Raw genomic sequence first — 21442 nt, 5'->3', positions numbered from 1 at the left:
GAACGCCATTCGCATTCATTGCCACCAACTGAAAGGGAAGACAACGAACAATGATTATGCCTCCCATGCCTTTGAGGCATGGAGATGGCTTCTTGCCTCATGTGAGTGGTGCCAGATCGGCCAGTCTGCGGCACAGTATCTCAATCAATTTGCGCAAATTGGCAGAATGCGAGCGGCGGCGGTTCCAAAGAACCGATATCGAGAACTGTGGCGCGTTTTCAATAGGCCGAACGATGAGATTGCTGCCAACGGGTCCGAGTGTCGTGACATAGTCGACCAGCACGATGCCCATCGCCTCATTTGCCAGCGCCAATGCCGTGTCAGAAAACCGCGCGACGGCACGCGTATTGACCTTCAATTTTTCACGACTGAGAAAACGATCGACGACGGTCTGATGAGCGCCGCCCGGCGCGAATGCAATGAAATCCATATCCGCAAGGTCGGCTGCGCGTATCATAGGAGCACTGGCAAGGCTGTGATCCCTATGGATGACGGCCACAAGATTGACCCGCCCGACCTGTTCGACGGCAATCAGCGGATGATCTGGCGATGCGATGGTGACCACCGCTTCTCCACGTCCGGTAATCAAATATTCCTCGATCTGGTCCACGGGCAGCACGTCGAAGAAGAGCTCTATGCCCGGAACCTCCACAGACAAGGTCCGCAACGCCTGTGGAACCAGTGCACGCGCGACGCTCGCAGTGGAGCCGACGCGGAACACGGCGGTCTCTCCGCGGGCAATTCGCCCAATCTGCGTGCCAACACCGGTCAACTGTCGGATCAGTGGATCAATCTCCTGGAAGATTTCCAACGCTTCCGACGTGGGGACAAGGCCGTTCCTGTCGCGGGCGAAAAGCGCAATGCCGAGCAGGTCTTCTATACGACGAATGGTGCGGCTGAGAGCAGGTTGAGAAACGTTCAGCACCTTCGATGCCCCGGTGATCGATCGGGCCTGCATCACCGTGTGAAACACTTCCATCTGTCGCAGACTCAGCAGTCCCTCGCCAGAGCCATGCGTGACGTGGTCTTCGGCCTTGCCATCATCTGCCATATGAAACTTTTCCCAGAAAAGGTAGCAAAGCGTCTAACACTTCCGGCGCAGCAGTTTCGGGCAGCAGATGCCCGCCGCCAATCCCTCTGCCTTCGACATGTTCTGCCCAGTCCTTCCATATATCCAAAGGCTCTCGACCACCGCCATAACGCCGACCTTCTTCCCACAACAGCAACGTCGGAACCTTTATCTTGCGCCCAGCCATGCGATCGGCCAGATCGTGTGCCTCGTCTGTGTTGGCACCCGCTCTGTAATCTTCGCACATAGCATGACGGACATCGGCATTGTCGAACGCCGATCGGTAGTCTTCAAGGGCAATGGGGTCAAGCAGATCGATATTCGTTGTCATCTTGGCAAGCGTTAGATCGATGAGGAAACGCGGATCTGCGGCCATCAATGTTTCTGGCAGGGGCGCGGGCTGGGCCATCATGAACCAGTGCCATGCTCCCATACCGAAGGCCTTGTTGGCTCCCTCCCACATTTCGGGTGTCGGCACGACAGTGACGGAGACCAGCGCAACAACAGTCTCCGGAAAGTCGAGCGCTATCCGATAACCGACGCGTCCACCACGATCATGACCGACGACGACGAAACGATCATGCCCAAGTGCGCGCATCATATCATGCAGGCTTTTCGCCATCGCCCGCTTGGAGCCCATATCCAGCGCCGCGTCCTTCACGCGGCTGTGGCCATAACCGGGCAGATCGGGAGCAACAACGGTATAGGATTCCGCCAGTGCAGGCGCGATGCGGTGCCAGGCGGCGCGCGTCTCGGGGTAGCCGTGTAACAAAAGAACTGCCGGGCCGGTCCCTTTCGTCAAAACGGCAAAATCCACCTCAGGCGTTTCAATGCGTCTGTCTTCAAAACCGGGGAACAATCCATTGGCCTGTCTATGCATTGGTTGAGCTATCCTGCTTCGGTTTGATTGGTGGCTGCGGCTGCAATATCCCGCAGCGCGTTGATCAGACTATCAACGCCCTTCTGCCGTGGGCGCAGATGGCAGACATGGACATATGCAGAAATGCTGACGCTGTTTTCGATTGGAATGGCGACAAGCCCATGGATATCGCAATCGATGGCTGAAAATGCATCGAGAATGGTAATGCCAATACGCTCTGTAACGAAGGACAGTGCGGCTTCGACAAAATGAACGTATATGGCGGTTTTGCGCGGGACATCCCAGCGCCGGTAGGTCTCTTCGATATAAACACCGTGGGTGGTGCTCGCCTCGAAGGAAATCAGGGTCTCTTCGGCAAGCTCTACTGGCGTGATCGACTTCCGGCTGGCGAGGTGGTGATCTTTGGGCACGACACATACTAGCCCGGCGCTGGCGATGCGCGCCGTCTCAATCATGGGATCTTTCACCTCGGCAATCGTTGCAACGCAAGCTCCCTGACCGAACAACAAATAGTCGCGCACATCGCGTTGGGATAATGAATCGCTGTAGTAGGTTCCAGCCGTGCCCTCTTGTTGCAAACGTCTCAACGCCTTTGGTATCAGCCGCATGCCAAGGCTTGGCGTGGAGCCGAAGCGAAACGTGGAGGCATTGCCGCGCGCGATGGCGTAGATCGCATCCGAGAGCATTTCCGATTGCTGATGAACGCGTTCGACTTCTGCAAGAATCAACTCTGCTTCCTGCGTTGGCACCAACCGACCTGAAATGCGGGCGAATAGCGCAACGCCCAGCTGATCCTCGAGCCGCTTGATAGCAATCGAAAGGCCAGGCTGCGAGACGCCAAGATGACGAGCCGCTGCCGTCAACGAGTTCGTCGCCATGATGGCGCGGAAAATCTCGACTTGCCGTTCTTTTAGTTTTGGCTCCCTGAGCTTGGAATTTGTCATCCGCAGCGCACATCAATCCTATAAATTGAAGTTATATCATCAGCCAATAATTATATTGGCGTCAATAGGAACCATCTTCTACGCTCTCCACAAATTGGGAGAAACGCTTATGATTGGCAGCGAGACACGACTAGTGGCGATCATCGGCTCACCGATTGCCCAAGTGAAGTCGCCGGATAATTTCAATCGCTACTTTGCTGATCAAGCGACAGATCGGGCAATGATCGCGGTCGATCTGCTTCCAGAAAGCGTGGCGGACTTTCTGTCCACAGCACGCGGTTGGCGCAATCTCGACGGCTTCGTGGTCACCATTCCTCACAAGGCTGCGGTTGCTGAACTGGTGGATGATCTCAGCGATACGGCACGATTCCTCGGCGTGGCAAACGTCGTCAGGCGACACACAGACGGTCGCCTCTCCGGGGACATGACCGATGGAACCGGCTTTGTCAGCGCATCGCGACTGCATGGTTTCACCCCTGCCGGCAAGGCCGTGCTCCTTGTCGGCGCTGGGGCTGCCGGAAGTGCGATTGCCTATTCCCTAGCTGCGGCAGGTGTGGCTTCATTACTGATTTCGGATCGCAATGATGATCGCGCTCAAAGTCTTGCAACACGTCTTGCCAAGGCTTTTCCAAGCGTGGATATCACCTCGGGTCCAATCCCAATCCGCTCGTTCAATCTTGTCGTCAACGCGTCGTCTTCCGGCATGCAGGCGAATGATCCACTGCCCATTCCTGAAGCTGTTCTCGATGCCATGTCTGGGCACGGGCTTGTGGCGGATGTTGTGACGAGTCCGACAATTACCCCTCTTCTTGCACTTGCCGTCGCACGTGGCCTCACCATCCAGAGCGGAGAAGAAATGGCGAAAGCACAACTTTTCGCCCTAGGCAGCGCCATGGGAATTATGGGTGGAGGACGATTCAATGACTAACACGCGCAACGCCCGTTTCGATGTCGTGGTCGTGGGAGGAGGAGCGGCAGGAATGAGCGCGGCTGTGGCTGCTGCCCGCCTTGGCGCAAAGGTTGCTCTGATAGAGCGCTATGGCTTTCTCGGCGGCGCGGCCGCAAATTCACTTGTGCTTGCCTATTGCGGCTTCTTCCTGAAAGGTGCTGATCCTGTCTTTGCCGTCGGCGGAATCGGCGCCGAACTTCTGACTACGCTTGCACAGATCGGGCAAGACGTCGCGCCGATCAAATCGAGTAGCGGCAACTGGATCGTCATGCTGGATCCAGAAGCCGTCAAATTCGGCTTCGACCGGATGACCGACATTTCTAGCATAGAGGTCCTGCTGCACAGCCTCGTCACTGCGGTCTTCACCAAGCCTAATGGGATTGCTGCGATCACCGTGACCGACCATGTAGGCAGCTACGAGATCACAGCCGACGCATTCGTTGATGCTAGTGGAGAGGCCATCGTCGCGTCGCGAGCCGGACTTGAGATGACGAAGGACAGCATTGCCGGTGACCATGTCCAGCCTGCCTCGATGCCGGTCCGTATCGGTGGCGTAGCTGCCGATACGATCTTCGACCGTGCGCGAATGACACAACTTATCACCGAGCACAACGCCAGCTCACAGGCACCGATCCACCGCGCAGATGGCGGCGTGATGTTGCGGTTGCCGACATCCAATGATTACTGGTGGATGACGATCGATCTTGAGACCGACGGTCTGAGCGGTGCCAGTCTGGGCGCGGCAGAACGTCAGGCGCGGCTGGAAGCCTGGCGGAACTTGCAATTGCTGCGGCAGCTGCCGGGCTTTGAGGGCGCTTATATCTCAGCCACGGGGCCACAAATTGGTATTCGCGAAACACGCCGTCCACGTTCTCGTGAAGATTTGACTTGTACAGCTTTAACCAATGGAGAACGCCGTGATGATGGCATCGGTCGTGCCGCTTGGCCGATGGAGGTTCACGAAGCGCCGGGAAGGGCACGTTTCATCGACGTTGGTGGTGATGGATATGCCGACATACCGATCGGAGCTATAGAGGCGGCAGGCACCGACAATCTTTTTCTCGCGGGCCGGGTTGCTGGCGCTGATTCAAGCGCGTACGGCTCTTTACGTGTGATGGGAACATCTTTCGCTACCGGTCAAGCAGCCGGAACCGCTGCGGCTTTACGTGCGTCATCAGCCACCGTTTTAGCTCGTGATGTCAGACGCCATCTTGCACATAACAAAGCATTGATCTGAGCGCGAGTTGCTTAAGCGCTTTAGAAGCCACAGTTTTAGAATGTCTGCCTGATGGACACCATTGGGGACCGTATCCGACCAAGTTGTAAGGCAACTTAAACGAAGAAGGATCAAAACTAAATTCACAGCCTATGTTTAAGGGTATTGTTATGTTTGATGGATTTTTTTTCTATCTCGGCCTATATTTGCATGCCACGCCGTTTGTTGGGAACACTTTGTTTCAACTGTATTTGCGCCAGTAGCCTTTAATCCGCGCACACAGGTCAGCAGGTTTAACAGGGAGCTAAGAAACAAATAGGAAATTCGTTGAATATTTCAACATCGCACCTCCTTATTTCAAATCCGGATGCCGGTCGTATCATCGAATAGATGTAGCGTTACAGGATCGATGGCGAAACCAAGCTGTTCACCGGCTTTGACAGTGCTTCGGCCCTGAATCACCATCGAGATTTCCGGCTCTGTGGCGGTCGTGATGAATGTCGCGGACCCTGTCGTCTCGACTGCAGCAACGGGCAGGCTAAACTGGGCCTCATCAGTCGCGGTCAGTTGAATGTGTTCCGGGCGAATACCGACAACGACACGAGAACCGGGCGAAAACGATTTTTTCAGCGGAATGCTTCCAGTCGCCAAACCACTACCGAATTGCAAAGAGATATGATGCCCATCATTTTCAACGATAGCAGGCACAAAATTCATGGCAGGCGAACCGATGAACCCAGCCACAAAGCGATTGACCGGTTTATCGTAGAGTTCGATGGGTGAACCCTGCTGTTCGATGATGCCATCCTTCATGACGACCACGTGATCGGCCATGGTCATGGCCTCGATCTGGTCATGCGTGACATAGACAGACGTTGCATGAAGACGATCATGCAACGAGCGGATTTCTTTGCGCATATGCACGCGCAGTGCCGCATCGAGGTTGGACAAAGGCTCATCGAACAGGAACGCTTGCGGATCGCGGATGATGGCGCGGCTCATGGCTACGCGCTGACGCTGGCCGCCAGAAAGCTCGCGGGGATATCGTTTCAACAGTTGTGAAAGGCCAGTGGTGGCTGCTACTGCTTCGGCAGCCTTGCGTGCCTGGGCTTTTTTCACACCCCGTATACGCAGCGAGTAGGTGAGGTTTTCCTCGACTGTCATATGCGGGTAGAGCGCATAGGACTGGAACACCATCGCCACATCGCGCTTGCGCGGCGGCACGCCGTTCATGAGCTTGCCGGCGATGCGCATATCGCCAGCCGATATGCTCTCCAACCCTGCCAGCGAGCGTAGCAAGGTGGACTTGCCGCAGCCGGATGGGCCGACGAGTGCGACGAAGGTGCCTTTTTCGATGGATAGGTCGATGTTCTTCAGCGCATGAAACGCGCCGTAATATTTGTTCACACCGGAAAGTTCGATCTGAAGGGTCATTTGAGTGCTCCCGATGTCAGGCCGGAAACGATGCGGCGCTGCAAGAGAATGAAAATGGCGAGAATGGGCGTCACGTACATCGTGGCGTAGGCCATGATGTTGTTCCACTCGCTGGTGTTTGGCCCCATGAAGGAGTTCAGCCCCACGCTTGCGGGCTGCAATTCCACTGCCTGGATGATGGATTTCGAATACACGAATTCCCCGAAGGCCTGCATGAAAATGAGGATTGCCGAGACCAGAATGCCGTTACGGGCAAGCGGCAGCACAATGTTGAAGAACGCGCCAATGCGCGAATTGCCATCGACAAGTGCCGCCTCTTCCAGCTCCTGCGGCACGGCCATGAAAGTGGCGCGCACCAGAATGACGAAGAACGGCATGCTTTTGGCCGCAATCGCCAGAATGACCGCCAGCCGCGGGTAATCGAGAAGGCCGAACTGCGAGAAACCGACAAAGATAGGCGTAATCATCAAGGATGCAGGCAAGACCTGAAGCATGAGGATCAGGAACAGGCCGACATCCACCCAGCGATTGCGATAGCGTGCCAACACGTAAGCACATCCCACACCCAAAATGGTGATGAGACTGACTGCCCCGGTCGCGATCAGAATGGAATTCCACAAATACCGGCCCATATTGCGGCTTTCCCACACATAGGTGTAGGTTTCCCACTGTGGTACTGAGGGCCAGAAGCTCGGTGGATTGGCGAACATTTCCGAGCCGCCCTTGAGAGATGTGACATACATCCAGTAGAGCGGGAACAGATAGATTGCGGCCATGACGAGGGCGATGGCCAGCATGAAGCGATTGCGTATGACAAGGCTCATCCGCGCACCTCATGACGTGTAGAGCGAACATAAACGACCGACGCCAGCATGACGAACACGATCATGATGACCGAGATGGTCGCGCCTTTACCGAAATCATATTGGCGGAAGGACAGGTCCCAGGCCCAATATTGCGCGACGTTGGAGGTGTTGTTCGGCCCGCCATCGGTAATGGCTGCGAAAAGATCGAATTGCTGCAAGGTGAAGATCAGCCCCAGCGCCACGATGGCGCCGATGGTGGAGCGCATCATGGGAAGCGTGATCGTGTAGAACCGCTGCCATGCATTTGCGCCATCCAATTCCGCTGCCTCATAAAGATCGCCGGGAATGGCGGCAAGACCAACCGAGAGGAGGATCATGTTGAAGGATGTGCCCAGCCATATATTGGCAAGCACGACGGCCCAGAGCGAGAAATTTGGGTCCGAACGCCAGAAGATGTTCGCATCGATCATTCCGCTTTCGCGCAGAATAAAGTTCAGTACGCCAAAATCGCCCGATAATATCCAGTTCCAGATCGCGCCGACGACGAGTCCTGGCATGACCCAGGAGACCAGAAAGAGGCCACGCAACCAGGATGCGCCGGGGAAATTTGTCCAGAAGAACAGCGCCAGCCCGAAGCCGAAGATGAACTGACCGGCAATGGAAGCCACTACGAAGATCACCGTGTTGGTGAGAATGGGGATCGTCTCAGGCTGTTTGAATAGATCGATATAATTCTTCAAGCCAACGAATGGCCGCACGAAGCTACCGAGGCTGAACATATCAACCTCCTGAAAGCTCATGAGGATATTGTAGAGCAACGGCAAGCCAGCCATGACGAACAGAAAGGCGAGCGGCAATGCCACCAGAATGATATCGAAACCGCGGCCATCGCTCACGCTGGAAAATAGCTTCTTCATGAGACGCCCTTGTTTCCACACAGGATATGTCCGGACAGGCTGCCTGCTTCCATGGGTGACAGACAGCTCGCCGGGAGGAACTGGTAAGGTGAGATGCCGCAGGCTGATCCAACCCGTGGCACAAGCACGATCAACCTTCGACGAGCTTGATCTTCTCGGCGGCCTGATCGAGTGCTTCCTTGGGTGACATCTGGCCAGTCAAGGCAGCCTGGATTGCGTCCTGAATGGCTTTGGAAATCTTTGGCCATTCGGGAGACGGGCCGCGCGGCTGGGCATATTTAAGCTGTTCCACGAAGACTTTCAGTGCTTCATCCTTCAAAGCATTGCCAGTGGGCGGAATGGCGATGTCCGAGCGGGCGGGCAACTGGCCGAACCTCTTGAACATGTCCTTGTCCTGCGAAGCAAAATACTCGACCACCTTGAACGCTTCGTCAGGATGTTTGGTCTTGGAAAAGATCGCCCAGTTATAGTCACCCATCGCCGATGAACGCGGAGCATCAGCCGTTGGAACCGGCAACAGGGCCACGCCCCAATCGAACTTGGCATCCTTCAGCATACGGTCGATTTCCCACGGACCGGAAATTGCCATGGCGGCGTTACCCGCGTTGAAGGTTGCGGTCGCATCCCACTGGCTTCTTGTGAGCGTGTCTGGAGAGGCCAGCTTCTCGCTCATGATCTGCTTCCACACTTCCAGCGCCTTTACCGCGCCATCCGTGTTGATGTTCTTGTATGTCGCACCGGCCATCTGCGCCCAAGGCAGGAACTGGAAGGTGCCCTCCTCATTGGCCTTGGCGCTAAACGCAATCCCGTAGACGTTCTTGGATGGGTCGGTCAGCTTCTTGGCATCGGCGACAAGTTCTTCCCATGTTACAGGTGGCTTTGCGGGATCAAGACCGGCGGCTTTGAACAGATCTTTGTTATAGTAGAGTGCAATGGTGTTGGTGGCTTTCGGTATGCCGAAATATTTGTCGTCCCATGTCGCGGATTTCAGCGGACCGGGGAAATAGTTTTCGGGTTTGATCGCATCCGACTTGGCAATCTTGTCCGTGATATCCAGAAACGCGCCCCGTGCTGCGAACATCGCATGGTTGGGATTATCGATGGCGATGATGTCTGGCGCATTGCCTGTGGAATAGGCGCGCATCGCCTCGCTCACCACATCATCAAACTGGATATAGCGATATTCAACTTGAATACCGTTCTTCAGCGCGTTGAAATCCTTGATGAGATTGGGCGCTGGCTGGATATCCCGGTCCAGCGACCATACCGTTATCTTGACGTCCTCAGCCTTTACCGACAGTGCGGCAAGGGAAACGCCTGCAAGCGCGAGTGCGCCCATCATCATGCCCTTAGCGATACCCATGGTCTCCTCCTCTGTGGTTATCGTTATTGCATTTCTCACGCGCGGCCCACCTCCTGAGCCGCGCTCTTAACTCACACCGGATCGACGATGAAATCACCGCCACGGCATGCTTTCAGATAGTTCAGGCCGTGTACCTGACCGGTCATTTCCAGCGCATCGCGATAGACCGGGTCGTGCCAGCCTTCGATATCGATCGAGCCGGACCAGCCAGCCAGCCGCAGTTCGGAAATTATGTCTGTCCAGTTGCTGTCACCAAAACCCGGCGTGCGCATGAAGACGAATTTCTCCTTGCCGAAAATGCCATGCTCCTTGATGACATCCCAGCGAATGGTGGCATCCTTGCCGTGGACGTGGAAAATCTTTGGCGCCCATTTGCGGATCTGCGGCAGCGGATCGATGAGATAGACCATCTGGTGGCACGGTTCCCATTCGATACCGATATTGTCGTCCGGCGTCTCGTTGAACATCAGTTCCCAGGCATCCGGATTATGGGCAATGTTCCAGTCGCCGCTTGCCCAGTTGCCGTCCATGGCGCAGTTTTCAAAGGCGATCTTGACGCCCTTGTCCGCTGCACGTTTGGCCAGTTCGCTCCAGATTTGCCTGTAGCGTGGAAGGCTTTCCGGCAGCGGCTTACCGCGCAGGCGGCCGGTGAAACCGGCAACGCATGTGGCGCCGAAATGATGGGCATTATCGATGCAGTCTTTCCATCCCTGCAATGTCTGAAGATCGATATCAGTTTCTTCCAGGGGATTGCCGAACATGCCCAGCGTGGAAATGGTGATATCGCGATCGCCGATGGAATCGAGGCAGCGCTTGCCCAGTTCCGCGACGTCCTGACCGCTGGTGGTCTGCCAGAAAAATGGCTCGAAGCTCTCAAACCCCTTATCGGCGATCTGGGCGATGCGTTCTGCCGCATTTCCCTTTGTCGCGCTGACCATGGTGCCGATGCGGATGGATTTTGCCGGATTGCTCACTGTTATCGATCCTTACGCTGCAATAGGAACCCGCTGGCGAAGGCGCGCGCTTTCAATCGCTGCAATCACCATGGCGAGGCTGTTGATATTGTCGAAAGACGACGTTTCCGGCACGCCACCGTCACGGATGGCCGAGATGAACGAAGAAATCACGCTGGCATGACCGTGGGTTTCCTCGTCATGGGAGGCATTAGGAACGTTTACGGGTTTCGACCCGCGAAGAAGCCCCGGTTCCGTTCCCGCAAGCGATGCAACGAATTCTTCTTCGCCATCCCAGGTAATCATGCCCTTGGAGCCGACCAGGCGCCACTGGCTTTCCCAGCTGGTGCGCTGTCCTTCGGCACACCACGAGCCGCGATAGGTGAAGACGACCTCGTTAGAAAATTCGAATACGGCATTGGCAGCAGCGCCGTGCGAATACCACGACCCGGACGGGTTGGTTTCGAGGCAATAGACACCGAGAGGCTTCTCGTCAGCGACGAAACGTGCGGCATCGAAGGTGTGGATGGCCATATCGAGCAGCAGCACATTTTTCATTTCTTCACGGAAGCCACCGAAGTGGGGAGCGAGGAAGAAATCGCAATGGATGCCTGTAAGAGTGCCGATCAACCCTTCGGAGACGGCACGGCGCAGGCGTCGGACACCAGAGATGAAGCGACGGTTTTGAACGACCGCGTGCACCTTGCCAGCCTTTTCGGCCATGGCGATGAGTTCCCGAGCCTCTTCCAGCGATGACGCCATCGGCTTTTCGCTGAGCACATGGCATCCCGCAGCCAGACCGGTTGACACGACATTGAACCGCGCCACGGGAACGACCACGTCGAACAGGATATCGGCCTTGGTCGTCTCCAGCACATGGCTAAGATTGGTACCGATGACGACATCGGTCAAGGAAAACTCTTGCGCCAGCGCTTGCGCCGTGTCGCGGCTCAAATCCACCAGGCCCACAATTTCGATGGAAGCGGTCAGTTCAGGCGTCGAGGCGATTGCCCGCAGCCAGCCTTTTGCCATAGCTCCGCATCCGCATAAAACGGCATTCAATATGACGATTTCCTCCCCGGTTTTCGCACCAAACTCCTCAAGGTGCGACATTCCGTAAACGTTTACGACGCTATGATGGAAAGGCTAGATGTGTCAAGAGGCGTAAGCGAACGCAGATGCGTGATTAGACGGAGACGGATAAGACATGAAGGGAATACGCCAGCTTGCCGAGCATCTCGACATCTCCATAGGCACGGTTTCACGGGCATTGAACGGCAAGCCGGATGTCAATGACGAGACACGTCGCCGCGTGCTTGAGGCTGCCGAAGAGCTTGGGTATGTCGCCAACCAGTCGGGTCGCAGCCTGCGCCAGGGTACCACAAACGTTATCGGCTTGATGATGGGTAGCAACCCGGAGACGGTGGAGAACTCGGATAATTTCTTCATGGGCGTAACCGACGGATTGCAAAGCGTTTTTGCACCTCACAAGCTGGACCTCGTCATCCTTCCTTGTTCCGACGACGAGGACCGCGAGGAATATTTGAAGCGCATGGTGGTGCGGCGGTTAGTGGATGCGATGATCATATCCTCCACCCGTCGCATCGACCGGCGGATTGATTTCCTCGTCAAGACGGGCGTGCCTTTTGTCGCGCTCGGGCGGTCGCAATCAGGCGGGAATTATCCGTGGGTCGATCTGGATTTCGAAGGCGTTGCATTCGCATCGATCAACCGGCTTGCCACCAATGGACATACACGCATTGCGGTGGCGGTTCCCGATAACGACATCAATTTGGGCTATGTTTTTCTCGATGGCTACAAAAGAGGACTGAAGGAGAACGGGCTTTCCTTCGATCCATCGCTTGTGATCAAGGCCAAATCCAGCGAGCAAGGGGGCTATCATGCGGGCAGCGAATTGCTGCACATGCCGCAGAGACCGACAGCTGTGGTATTGATCTACGAATTGATGGCGCTTGGTCTCTACCGCAGATTGGCAGAAGTCGGCCTCAAAGTCGGTCGTGACCTTGCCGTCATCGGTTTTCGAGAAGAGCCTCGGGGGCGATTTCTGCAGCCGCCACTCACTAGTTTCCGGCTGTCATTGCGAGATTTGGGTGTTTCGGTGGGGAAGACGCTACTTTCCAAAATGCCCGCTTACGCTTCATTTTACCCAGACGAGAAGCAGCAAATCATTTGGCCACTGGAGCTTGTTGCAGGAGAAAGCGACGCCAAAGTAGCAGGTGATACGAAGCAATGAACCCGGGATTGGAGACTCCGATCCTATCAAGCCCTTGAAAGTGTAACTCCACAAGATACGACGCCCGAGGCGAGATCCTGATACGGGATCAACGAGAAAATCGTAGGGCGGCGGCGGACGTGACTAGGCGTCGATGATGGAGCGTCTTTGATCGACTTGGGCCACGCGATACGAAATTTGCAAGGCGCTGCTTCAGTCGCCTCAAGGGCGTGCGTCGATCTCGATTATTTCCCTGCCCACGAGACTCCAGAAGAGAAACTTGCGTGGTTGACGGAGCGCGTCAAGCTTTTACGCCACGGTGGTTCCGATGTATGTGAGGAGATGCTGTCGGAAGTCTTATCGCCTTGAGATCGCGGGGGGACAAGAAAATTTGCTCACTTCACTCAGTCCTGAGCGGTGTTGTTGCAAAACATCTCCTTCTTCTATCGCCCACGCATATCTAAGCTTGACAGAATTCATTTTGCAAACGGGATTGTTTCGTCCCGTGTGCGAGTGCCGGGTGGAAGGCCTTTCCGGTCGTCGTCAACCACCATTCCTCGGGTGGAGTAAGTCAGGTTGAGCCAAAGGCGGTCCCACATCGGGGAGCGTACCCCGGCGCGATATCCTTCCTGTTCGCTCAAAGCCTTGTCGCGCCAACGGCCGGCGATCTCGGGAGGCACGAGCGCAAAAAACATCGTGTCACCGTCCGTCGCATCGATCGACAGAAGAACCTTGCCGTAGTCCTGGATGTTCTGCTCCAGTTCCTTCGTAGCTAGGGCATATTGCGACCAGACGAGATCACGATAAGCGTTTATCGGTCCCGGCGGTTGTTCTCCAACTATAAGAGGGCCAAAAACGGCATTGGCGACAGAACCTAGCGTGGTCTTGTTTATGATGCCGCCTTCCTGCCAGATCGAGAAAATATCGCTGGTGTACTTGTCTTCAACAGAGTGCAGCTTTCCTGCGTTGTCCAGCAGATTGACGGTGGCGAGAAACAATCGATGACGCGCAGAGTAATCCTCTGCGCCGTAAAATCCGATGGTCTCCATATCTGTAGGCGGGTTGACAGCCATCTCCTGGACCCGCTTTACGATGGTAGGATCGGCTCCCGAGAAATCGGACGCGAAGGCGATGACATCGGTATAACCTTCAGATGGCATTTCGGCTCCTTCAAATTGCGCTGTAGAAAGAATGCAGAATAGGACGGCGATCGGGCAGGTGTACCGCGCTAACATTTTAGTGTCCTGCAGTCCGGGCACCCTCCGGGTGAAGTGGCGTATGCCGGAAGACGACTTGTTTGTGTTCGACAAGCGGCATTAGCGTTTGAGCAGGGGGGTGGGATCGTGATCGCGGTCCACTCTGCTCCGTCGAATGTTTGAACGCCGTGGTTCCTGTCGAAGAAGTAAAGCGTGTTGCCAACAGTTTGCACACTGAGCGGATTGGGGACGTTTATGTTGATGGAAGGATCAAGGGTCGGTTTCAGCGGGGACAGGATATGTCCATCAAATGAATAGAGTCCGTAATCAGAGCCAATTGTCATCCTGTCACCAAAACGGGTTATCGATCTCAGGTCCTCGTCGTCTCCCTTGAATGAAACGTCACTGAAGCCGCGCTCTGCGTTGCCATCCAGAATGACGCCGTTTTCTCCGACCGTCCATACCCTGCCCGGATTTTCTACGAAAACGTCCGACATTACCGCTGGCTGGGCGTAGTGTTGACCGTCTCTCGGGGTGGCGACCACCTTCCAATCGGTTCCGTTCCAGTGGTAAAGCCGACCTTCCATGACCTTGGTCTCGCCTTCGGCCGCATGGTGGATGGCGAGCGCCTCGTCGGGTCGTCCCAGATCGAACAGTTCCGCTGTCCGGTCCTCCTCTTCCTCGGTCAACTTCCTTCCCGAGGCCTTAGGGATGCAGGTGACTGCCATATAGAGATCGTCAAGCGAAGGGCCAGCGAGCGCGCCGAACACGAGATGGTCGAACTCCTCCGATGGCATCGGCAGTATGTCCTGTTGAACCATTTCCACTGGTCGCGTTCCCGGATGTAGAGCTGGGAATTATGACCGGTTACCAGCAACGTGTCGCCGATCGCAACGATACGGTTCGTGCAACCAACCCGTCGATATTCAAGCACTGCGCGCCAAGACTGGCGGACTGACACTGGAGAACGATTTTCCTCAAAGAACAGCAAGAACGAACGGACCTATGACATCGACACTTTAAATTAGCAATCCGACATGCAAGTCTATGGCCGTTCTGAGTCCATTTCTTTCTAAGGCTGGGAGAGAGTTATGAAAAAGTCATTGCTGACAGGAGCCACAGTTGTTTCATCCCCACACAGTATGGGGTTTTACACTTGGCATGTCGCAGAGAACAAACTTTACGGTGACCCCTACTTGGCTAAACTCTATGGCTTTTCCATCGAGGAACTCGCCAAAGGAATTTCAGTCGAACAGATCTTTGCAATCATGGTGGAAGACGACCGCGCTGTGATCGCCAGTAACGTCCACAGTGCAATCCTGAACGCCGAACCATCGATTGGTCGCTTCCGTGTGCGGCATTCCGACGGTTCGACGCGGACCTTGATATCTTTTGGACGTTGTCTTCATGATGAGATGGGCGTCCCGACGTTCTATACCGGAGCTGTTATGGATGCCTCCTCACCGCATATTGCGGAGGGTAGCGATCCTTTGCAGGCCCATTGTCGCGCGGCGTTATCAATCGCGGAAAGAAGAGGTAACCATCTGGCTGCCCGTTATCTTTCTTCAGCATTGAACACGGTCTCTCCCGGTCATTAGAGACAACAGATTGCCGAAAGATCGTTCCGCCTAGATCGGGTGAGCAGAAACTTTAAATAGCCCAAGGACACCAAGGCCCGCTGTGGTACCCTGTCAAATAGTTTCGCGGAGCTAATCCATACGCCACCGGGGTACAGAGCTTACGGTTCATTTCTTTGCTCCATCGAAGATGCGGTTGGGTTTTACCAGCGCGAGTGCACTTCATATTCCCAGCCTCGCGATAGTCAGCGCTGGAAGACCTATTAAACGCGTGCATTTTCGGCAGCTCACTGAGTTGAGGCATCCTTGCACGAGTAAGCTGAAATTTCGAGATGCTGGTTTGTGCCTAACACTCAGGTCTCGGAAGAACTTTCCATTTGTATGCAAGAGGCAAACTTCCTGATTGACCTTACGTGAGTCCGAGATTCCAAACCTCTACAATTGCAACTCTGCCTAGTAAATGGGCATATTGAATTCTTTGTATGCAAAAATAACGAAATTTCAATGGTTTATTATTATATGACTGACGTAATTCTAGCAGATACGCTATTCATCATCAGAGGCCAAACGTGAGCATATTCGGCAATCTAAAAATCAGGACTCGCATCATCATCGTTGCGGCCATCCCAACTATCGCCTTGGTTGGCGCAGCCTTGCAAGACAATGTGAAGCGTTTGCAAACAGCATCCGAAGCGCAATCTGTTGCAGAAATTGCCTCAATGGCCCCCATTTTGGGCGCCACGATCCATGAGGTTCAAAAAGAACGCGGAGCTTCCGCCGGTTTTGTGGGTGCCCGTGGGCAGGGCGAGTTCGGCCCCCTTCTTGAAAAGCAAAGAGGTGCTGCGGACGTGGCAATTCAACGCTTCAAAACACTGGGCCTGACAGACGAAAATAGCAATCTGGCGCCAGCCCTTAGAGAACTCGCTTCTGCCGCTCAAGCCAAGCTTGATAGGCTCACAGCCATGCGGCAGGACGTGACGTCGCTCAAGGCCGGTGTGCCGGAGATTGCCTCCTACTTTGCCGACACGATCAGCAGCCTCATCAAGATCATCGAATCGATGAGTTCCTTGACGACGGACAGCACCATATCCAACAGAATTGTCGCTTACTCGGCACTGCTGCAAGGCAAGGAAAGGGCGGGACAAGAGCGAACGATTGGAACTGCGGCCTTCACATCCGGCAGCTTCAGCCCTGAAAGCTACCAGCTCTTCGTAAAATTCGGTGCGATGCAAAATGTCTATTTCTCTGATTTCAATAGCTATGCGGGCGCAGACCAACGAGCTGCATTGAAGGATGCGTTGAGCGGTGATGCAGGCAAGCTTGTCGAAAACCAACGCAACATTGCAATGGCCAGCCCGTTTGGGGGGCAACTGAACAGCGTAAGCGGTGAAGAATGGTACAAAGCGTCGACCAATCGCATCAATGCCCTGAAAGCTGTCGAAGACAAGACAGGCCTTGACCTGCGCGACTTCGCCGCCGCATGTGCTGCGCAACAGCACAACAGCCTTCTCATCTCCCTGGCGATATCCTTTGGCGTTCTTGCACTCGTTGCCGTGCTCGCAACAATCGTGACACGGTCTATCACAAACCCTGTTACCCGTATTGTAAAGACAATGCGCGAACTGGCGAATGGCCATGCGGAAGCCGAATTGAGCGTCGTTGCCGACCGTAGTGAAATCGGCGACATGGTGAAATCCGTAGCCGTGTTCAAAACCAACGCACAGGAACGGTCGAAACTGGAAGCGGAAGCGCAGGCCAACCGCGCGCTGTCTGAACGTGAACGGCTGGAGCAGCAGGAAAGAGAAGCAGCGGAAAGTGCAGAAGTGCAGTTTGCGGTCGACACTTTGGCTGCAGGTCTGGGCGCTATGGCCAATGGCACCTTGAACTACCGCATCAACCACACCTTTGCGACCCGTCTGGATAAAATCCGGGTGGACTTCAACGGCGCAATAGAGCGCCTTGAGGACGCCATCGTCAATGTGAGCGGCAATGCGCAGGCCATTTCTGCCGGATCCAACCAGATCCGCGCCTCGGCGGACGATCTTGCCAAGCGCACCGAACAGCAGGCGGCATCCGTCGAAGAGACAGCCGCTGCGCTGGAACAGATTACGACAACGGTTGCCGACACCAGCCGCCGCGCTGAAGAAGCCGGTCGCCTCGTGACCGCCACGCGTGAGAATGCAGAGCATTCCGGGACGGTGGTAACGAAAGCCATCAATGCGATGAATGCGATCGAGACGTCCTCCAACGAAATCTCCAATATCATCGGCGTCATCGATGAAATTGCATTCCAGACCAACCTACTTGCCCTAAATGCGGGCGTTGAAGCGGCGAGGGCGGGTGAGGCCGGCAAGGGCTTTGCCGTGGTTGCCCAGGAAGTTCGCGAGCTCGCGCAGCGTTCGGCCAGTGCGGCGAAAGACATTAAAACGCTGATTGCCAAATCAGGGGATCACGTCAAAAGCGGCGTCAGCCTTGTTGCACAGACAGGAGAATCGCTCGGCAAAATCGTCGAGCAGGTGAAAGAAATCAGCGTCAACGTGCTGTCTATTGTAGAAGCGTCGCGCGAGCAGACGACCGGTATCAAGGAAATCAACCAGGCTGTGTCCCAAATGGATCAGGGCACCCAACAGAATGCCGCAATGGTGGAAGAATCCACCGCGGCAAGCCATGCCCTTGCACGAGAAGCGGAAGCTTTGTTCATTCTGGTCGGAAAATTCGAGACAGACGCCAAGGCGAAATCAGGCGCTTCGTCCGCAGTAGATCGGTACCCGGATCAAAAACGGTCGCCTGCCCGACAATTGCTGAACCGGGTGAGCTCGTCATTTTCGGGCAATGCAGCGCTCAAAAACAAAAGCTGGGAAGAGTTCTAAGAAAAACCAGCTTTGACGGACTTCGATCAGGTCACCTCCCATCGAGAGGTGGAGGTGACCTGTTACACACGACTACTAGAACGAAACCCAACATTACAGATATCGCGTAATAAGGAGTATCCGGGTTCAACGTTTACAGTTGTGGAATGGATGCAGTTGTTGCGTTTCATGATCTCATACGGTGGTTTGGACCGCTATGGCAAGGCGCGTTGGTGTCGAGTGCATATGGGTTGTGCCGCAATACTCGAATCAACTGCTGGGTACCCAGATCTCATTGCACCTGTGACTACAGCTTACACAGACGCTAACGAGGCCACGAACGTCAAGGCGTTACCTTCGAAGGCCAATTATAGAGAGAAGACATCTTCAAGAAATTGAACTTGTTGACCAATGTTGCTCCATCTCCTGGATATAAGGAACAAACTGGTGTTCTGTAGCTTTAGGGTGAATGGAAACCGCAGAATTCGAAGAGCTCGTTCAACCCATTGCCCTTGTCGTCGACGACGAGCCGCTCATCCTCTTGGAGACGGTCGATATCATTTTGGATGAGGGATACTCAGTCGTGGAGGCATCCACGGCAGATCAGGCGTTTGCGTTTCTCGACAGGCACTCCTCGCTCCAGCTTCTTTTTACAGACGTACAGATGCCCGGAGACCTGGACGGCTTCAGTCTGGCACGAATCGTCGCAGAGCGCTGGCCGCACATCTGTGTGGTGATCGCGTCCGGGGCAATTGTTCCCGGTCCGGGCGACCTTCCAGGCAACGCGAAGTTCATAGGCAAACCGTTTACGGCAGAACTTGTCCATCAAACATTGATGGAGCATGGTTTCCGAAAGCCAGACTCCCCTTAGTTACATCAACCGTACGCAATTATGATCCCTAAAACATAGGACCTGCAATGGCTAGCCGGTATTTTTTTGATGTCCACAACGGCGACGGGGAAGTGATCGACGGTCAAGGGATGCTCGTATCTTCACCAGACGAGCTTCCGCGTGAGGTTGGACGCATCATGGCGGACATCGCCAAGGACGAAATGCCCTATGACGACCACCGAGGGATTGTTACTGTGAAAGTCAGAGACGAGAAAGGACGGGCTGTTTCCGTAGGATCGCTTACGTTCACCTATGAGGCGATCGGTAACTGATGTGCCGACCACTTCCGTGGAGAGACATGCGTATTGCCCCCGCTGGCGTCGCGCGATTTGGTTGCTCTATTTTAGGAACTTCTGAGTCTGACAGTCTATTATGGCGAAACAGAATCTTGCATGCCGCTTTTAATATAAACGGGATTTTCTCCGTACGTAGACACGATCGTAGCAGGCGCCTGAGACGTGGGATATCTTCATCCGGGATTGCAAATCTATACGATCAAAAAGCCGGATTTTCTATAGTTTCCGTCCCTGCAGTAAACTCTTGTTCAACCAGTAAAATCCTGCAGACTAGAGCGGTCGTTGCAGATTCTAGATTATCGGGTCGGAGCATTCAATTCTCTATGCAGGGCTACCTTGTCAGAACTTCGTAGCGCGAGCTCCTCAGCACTCTCGAACGCAAGACTCATGCGGTCCGCGGATCTTCAGATTGGTTTTCCCAAGCTTAACATCAAAAATAGCATGTCGAAGGTTGGGCTCCCTCTAAAGCGTAGTTTCAGACCGTTCGGATATGATGCCAAATTGCAAGGAAGGCGGCCGTCAATTTTGCTTATCCATATTTCCATTATGGACGGCAGAGACTCATTTGCCGATTGATGCTACGGAGAGTAGCAAGTCGATAGTCCTACACTGATCTAGGCGTGGCTCATCGCCAGTTTCACCCGATCCCGCCCTGAGTTTTTTGCTTCATATAGTGCCTTGTCTGCCCGCCGGTATGCATCTTGCAGATCGGAAGCCGCGGAGAGCGAAGCGACACCGAAGCTCGCGGTTGGTCTCAGCGGGAGACCCTCGATGGTTGTAGTCGCCTTGCGTAGCGTCTGAGCGAGGGACAGCGCAGTGTCCAAAGGCGTGCTAGGTAAGAAGACTGCGAATTCCTCGCCGCCTATCCGGCCTGTTGCTGAAGTTGCGGGCGCGTAGTTACGAAGAAGTTCTCCGAACGACTGAATTACCAAGTCGCCGATATGGTGGCCGTAGGTGTCATTGATACTCTTAAAATGATCGAGGTCACAGATGATAACGGCATGCGGGTGAACCGCACCGGGTTTGCCGGAGGCCATTTCGGTTAAGTTATGCGGCCATGGCTGGTTCGTCCAGCATGGCGTAAAAGCGCTCTTCAGCTTCGGCTGGCGGCATGTTTCCGATGGGCTCCAGAAGGCGTCGGTGGTTGAACCAGTCGACCCATTCCAGGGTAGCGAACTCGACCGCTTCGAAGCTTCGCCACGGTCCCCGGCGATGAATGACCTCGGCCTTGTAAAGACCGTTGATCGTTTCTGCGAGGGCGTTGTCGTAGCTGTCGCCGACACTTCCGACAGATGGCTCGATACCTGCTTCTGCCAACCGCTCGGAATAGCGAATGGACACGTATTGAACGCCGCGATCCGAGTGATGCACAAGGCCACCGCCATGAGCAGGACGCCGATCATGAAGCGCCTGGTCAAGGGCATCCAGGACAAAGCCTGCATGTGCCGTCCGGCTCGCCCGCCAGCCAATGATGCGACGAGCGAAGACGTCGATGACAAAGGCCACGTAGACGAACCCCTGCCAGGTAGCGACATATGTGAAATCCGAAACCCACAGCCTGTTCGGCGCAGGGGCTTTGAACTGGCGGTTCACCCTGTCAAGCTGGCTCGGGGCCATCTTGTCCGCATGCCAAGTTCCCTGCATATCACACGCAGAGTGCTTTCAACTCTCTCGAACCGTACTATTGGACATTTCCCTTGTCCGGCATCTCGAGTTTGCAGCTCATTCCCGGGAGACTTTTGTTTTAACTTTCAGATATTCATCGTTCATTAGAATTATCAATGAGGCTGGATGGCTTACGTTGCCGGCGCCACGCACTGTAGTATTGAGCGGTGACATGCACTAATATTGCTTACGAGCTGCGACAC

19 protein-coding genes and 1 pseudogene are annotated in these 21442 nt (G+C 54.8%); 7 read left to right on the top strand and 13 right to left on the bottom strand.

What is annotated here, in order from left to right:
* Positions 1-97 precede the first annotated feature (97 nt).
* The 3 genes from HRR99_RS15370 to HRR99_RS15360 are packed head-to-tail and all read right to left on the bottom strand — an operon-like array spanning position 98 to position 2893.
* Positions 98-1051, bottom strand: a complete 954-nt coding sequence (locus tag HRR99_RS15370; RefSeq protein WP_233123598.1) for a LysR family transcriptional regulator — start codon at positions 1049-1051, stop codon at positions 98-100.
* Entirely contained in the window at positions 1041-1949 is a 909-nt protein-coding gene (locus HRR99_RS15365) for an alpha/beta fold hydrolase (protein ID WP_233123597.1), read from the bottom strand. The genes HRR99_RS15370 and HRR99_RS15365 overlap by 11 nt, the downstream gene beginning before the upstream one ends.
* 8 nt (positions 1950-1957) lie before the next feature.
* Entirely contained in the window at positions 1958-2893 is a 936-nt protein-coding gene (locus HRR99_RS15360; protein WP_112500240.1) for a LysR family transcriptional regulator, read from the bottom strand.
* Between HRR99_RS15360 and HRR99_RS15355 the strand changes: the two genes are divergently transcribed.
* Together HRR99_RS15355 and HRR99_RS15350 are read left to right on the top strand one after the other, a co-directional pair.
* Complete coding sequence (locus tag HRR99_RS15355) at positions 2880-3821, top strand: shikimate dehydrogenase family protein (protein WP_233123596.1); 942 nt, start codon at positions 2880-2882, stop codon at positions 3819-3821. The two genes, HRR99_RS15360 and HRR99_RS15355, sit on opposite strands and share 14 nt — an antisense overlap.
* Positions 3814-5079: an FAD-dependent oxidoreductase gene (locus tag HRR99_RS15350; protein ID WP_277877907.1), complete on the top strand. Its 1266-nt coding sequence runs from the start codon at positions 3814-3816 to the stop codon at positions 5077-5079. Before HRR99_RS15355 ends, HRR99_RS15350 begins: the two co-directional genes overlap by 8 nt.
* 336 nt (positions 5080-5415) lie before the next feature.
* Here the strand turns inward: HRR99_RS15350 and HRR99_RS15345 are convergent, their stop codons facing one another.
* The 6 genes from HRR99_RS15345 to HRR99_RS15320 form a co-directional block, all read right to left on the bottom strand.
* Complete coding sequence (locus HRR99_RS15345; protein ID WP_233123595.1) at positions 5416-6492, bottom strand: ABC transporter ATP-binding protein; 1077 nt, start codon at positions 6490-6492, stop codon at positions 5416-5418.
* A complete protein-coding gene (locus tag HRR99_RS15340; RefSeq protein WP_112500244.1) occupies positions 6489-7316 on the bottom strand; it encodes a carbohydrate ABC transporter permease in 828 nt (275 codons plus the stop codon). Before HRR99_RS15340 ends, HRR99_RS15345 begins: the two co-directional genes overlap by 4 nt.
* Complete coding sequence (locus tag HRR99_RS15335) at positions 7313-8215, bottom strand: carbohydrate ABC transporter permease (protein WP_112500245.1); 903 nt, start codon at positions 8213-8215, stop codon at positions 7313-7315. Before HRR99_RS15335 ends, HRR99_RS15340 begins: the two co-directional genes overlap by 4 nt.
* A gap of 130 nt (positions 8216-8345) precedes the next feature.
* A complete protein-coding gene (locus HRR99_RS15330; protein ID WP_112500246.1) occupies positions 8346-9578 on the bottom strand; it encodes an ABC transporter substrate-binding protein in 1233 nt (410 codons plus the stop codon).
* A gap of 71 nt (positions 9579-9649) precedes the next feature.
* Positions 9650-10552 (bottom strand): sugar phosphate isomerase/epimerase family protein, encoded by a 903-nt coding sequence (locus HRR99_RS15325; RefSeq protein WP_112500247.1) that lies wholly within the window; start codon positions 10550-10552, stop codon positions 9650-9652.
* A 12-nt stretch (positions 10553-10564) separates the two neighbouring features.
* Positions 10565-11644, bottom strand: a complete 1080-nt coding sequence (locus HRR99_RS15320; RefSeq protein WP_277877906.1) for a Gfo/Idh/MocA family protein — start codon at positions 11642-11644, stop codon at positions 10565-10567.
* 94 nt (positions 11645-11738) lie between these two features.
* Here HRR99_RS15320 and HRR99_RS15315 point away from each other — a divergent pair, with 94 nt between their 5' ends.
* Positions 11739-12785, top strand: a complete 1047-nt coding sequence (locus tag HRR99_RS15315; RefSeq protein ID WP_233123593.1) for a LacI family DNA-binding transcriptional regulator — start codon at positions 11739-11741, stop codon at positions 12783-12785.
* A 455-nt stretch (positions 12786-13240) separates the two neighbouring features.
* On the opposite strand, the gene HRR99_RS15310 is transcribed toward HRR99_RS15315, so the two are convergent.
* Together HRR99_RS15310 and HRR99_RS15305 are read right to left on the bottom strand one after the other, a co-directional pair.
* The gene (locus HRR99_RS15310; protein ID WP_162698259.1) at positions 13241-13999 is read right to left on the bottom strand and encodes a hypothetical protein; all 759 of its coding nucleotides are present in this window, start codon (positions 13997-13999) and stop codon (positions 13241-13243) included.
* Positions 13993-14787, bottom strand: a complete 795-nt coding sequence (locus HRR99_RS15305; protein WP_233123592.1) for a hypothetical protein — start codon at positions 14785-14787, stop codon at positions 13993-13995. Before HRR99_RS15305 ends, HRR99_RS15310 begins: the two co-directional genes overlap by 7 nt.
* A 264-nt stretch (positions 14788-15051) precedes the next feature.
* On the opposite strand from HRR99_RS15305, the gene HRR99_RS15300 reads away from it, so the two are divergent.
* From HRR99_RS15300 to HRR99_RS15280, 4 genes are all read left to right on the top strand, one after another.
* On the top strand, positions 15052-15558 hold the full coding sequence (locus HRR99_RS15300) for a PAS domain-containing protein (RefSeq protein ID WP_112500251.1): 507 nt from the start codon (positions 15052-15054) through the stop codon (positions 15556-15558).
* Positions 15559-16256: 698 nt separating this feature from the next.
* On the top strand, positions 16257-18407 hold the full coding sequence (locus HRR99_RS23195; protein WP_277877905.1) for a methyl-accepting chemotaxis protein: 2151 nt from the start codon (positions 16257-16259) through the stop codon (positions 18405-18407).
* Between the two features lie 448 nt (positions 18408-18855).
* The gene (locus HRR99_RS15285) at positions 18856-19257 is read left to right on the top strand and encodes a response regulator (protein WP_112500253.1); all 402 of its coding nucleotides are present in this window, start codon (positions 18856-18858) and stop codon (positions 19255-19257) included.
* 47 nt (positions 19258-19304) lie between these two features.
* The gene (locus tag HRR99_RS15280) at positions 19305-19550 is read left to right on the top strand and encodes a DUF6894 family protein (RefSeq protein ID WP_233123591.1); all 246 of its coding nucleotides are present in this window, start codon (positions 19305-19307) and stop codon (positions 19548-19550) included.
* Between the two features lie 638 nt (positions 19551-20188).
* Here HRR99_RS15280 and HRR99_RS15275 read toward each other — a convergent pair.
* Positions 20189-20611 carry a GGDEF domain-containing protein gene (locus HRR99_RS15275; protein ID WP_233123590.1) on the bottom strand — a complete coding sequence of 141 codons (423 nt, stop codon included), beginning with the start codon at positions 20609-20611 and terminating at the stop codon, positions 20189-20191.
* 10 nt (positions 20612-20621) lie between these two features.
* A pseudogene (locus tag HRR99_RS15270) lies at positions 20622-21200 on the bottom strand (IS3 family transposase); the annotation flags it as partial.
* Positions 21201-21442 lie beyond the last annotated feature (242 nt).

Source organism: Agrobacterium vaccinii (assembly GCF_021310995.1).
In the GTDB taxonomy this organism is placed as follows: Bacteria; Pseudomonadota; Alphaproteobacteria; order Rhizobiales; family Rhizobiaceae; genus Agrobacterium; species Agrobacterium vaccinii.
This window is presented reverse-complemented; position numbering and strand designations above follow the sequence as displayed.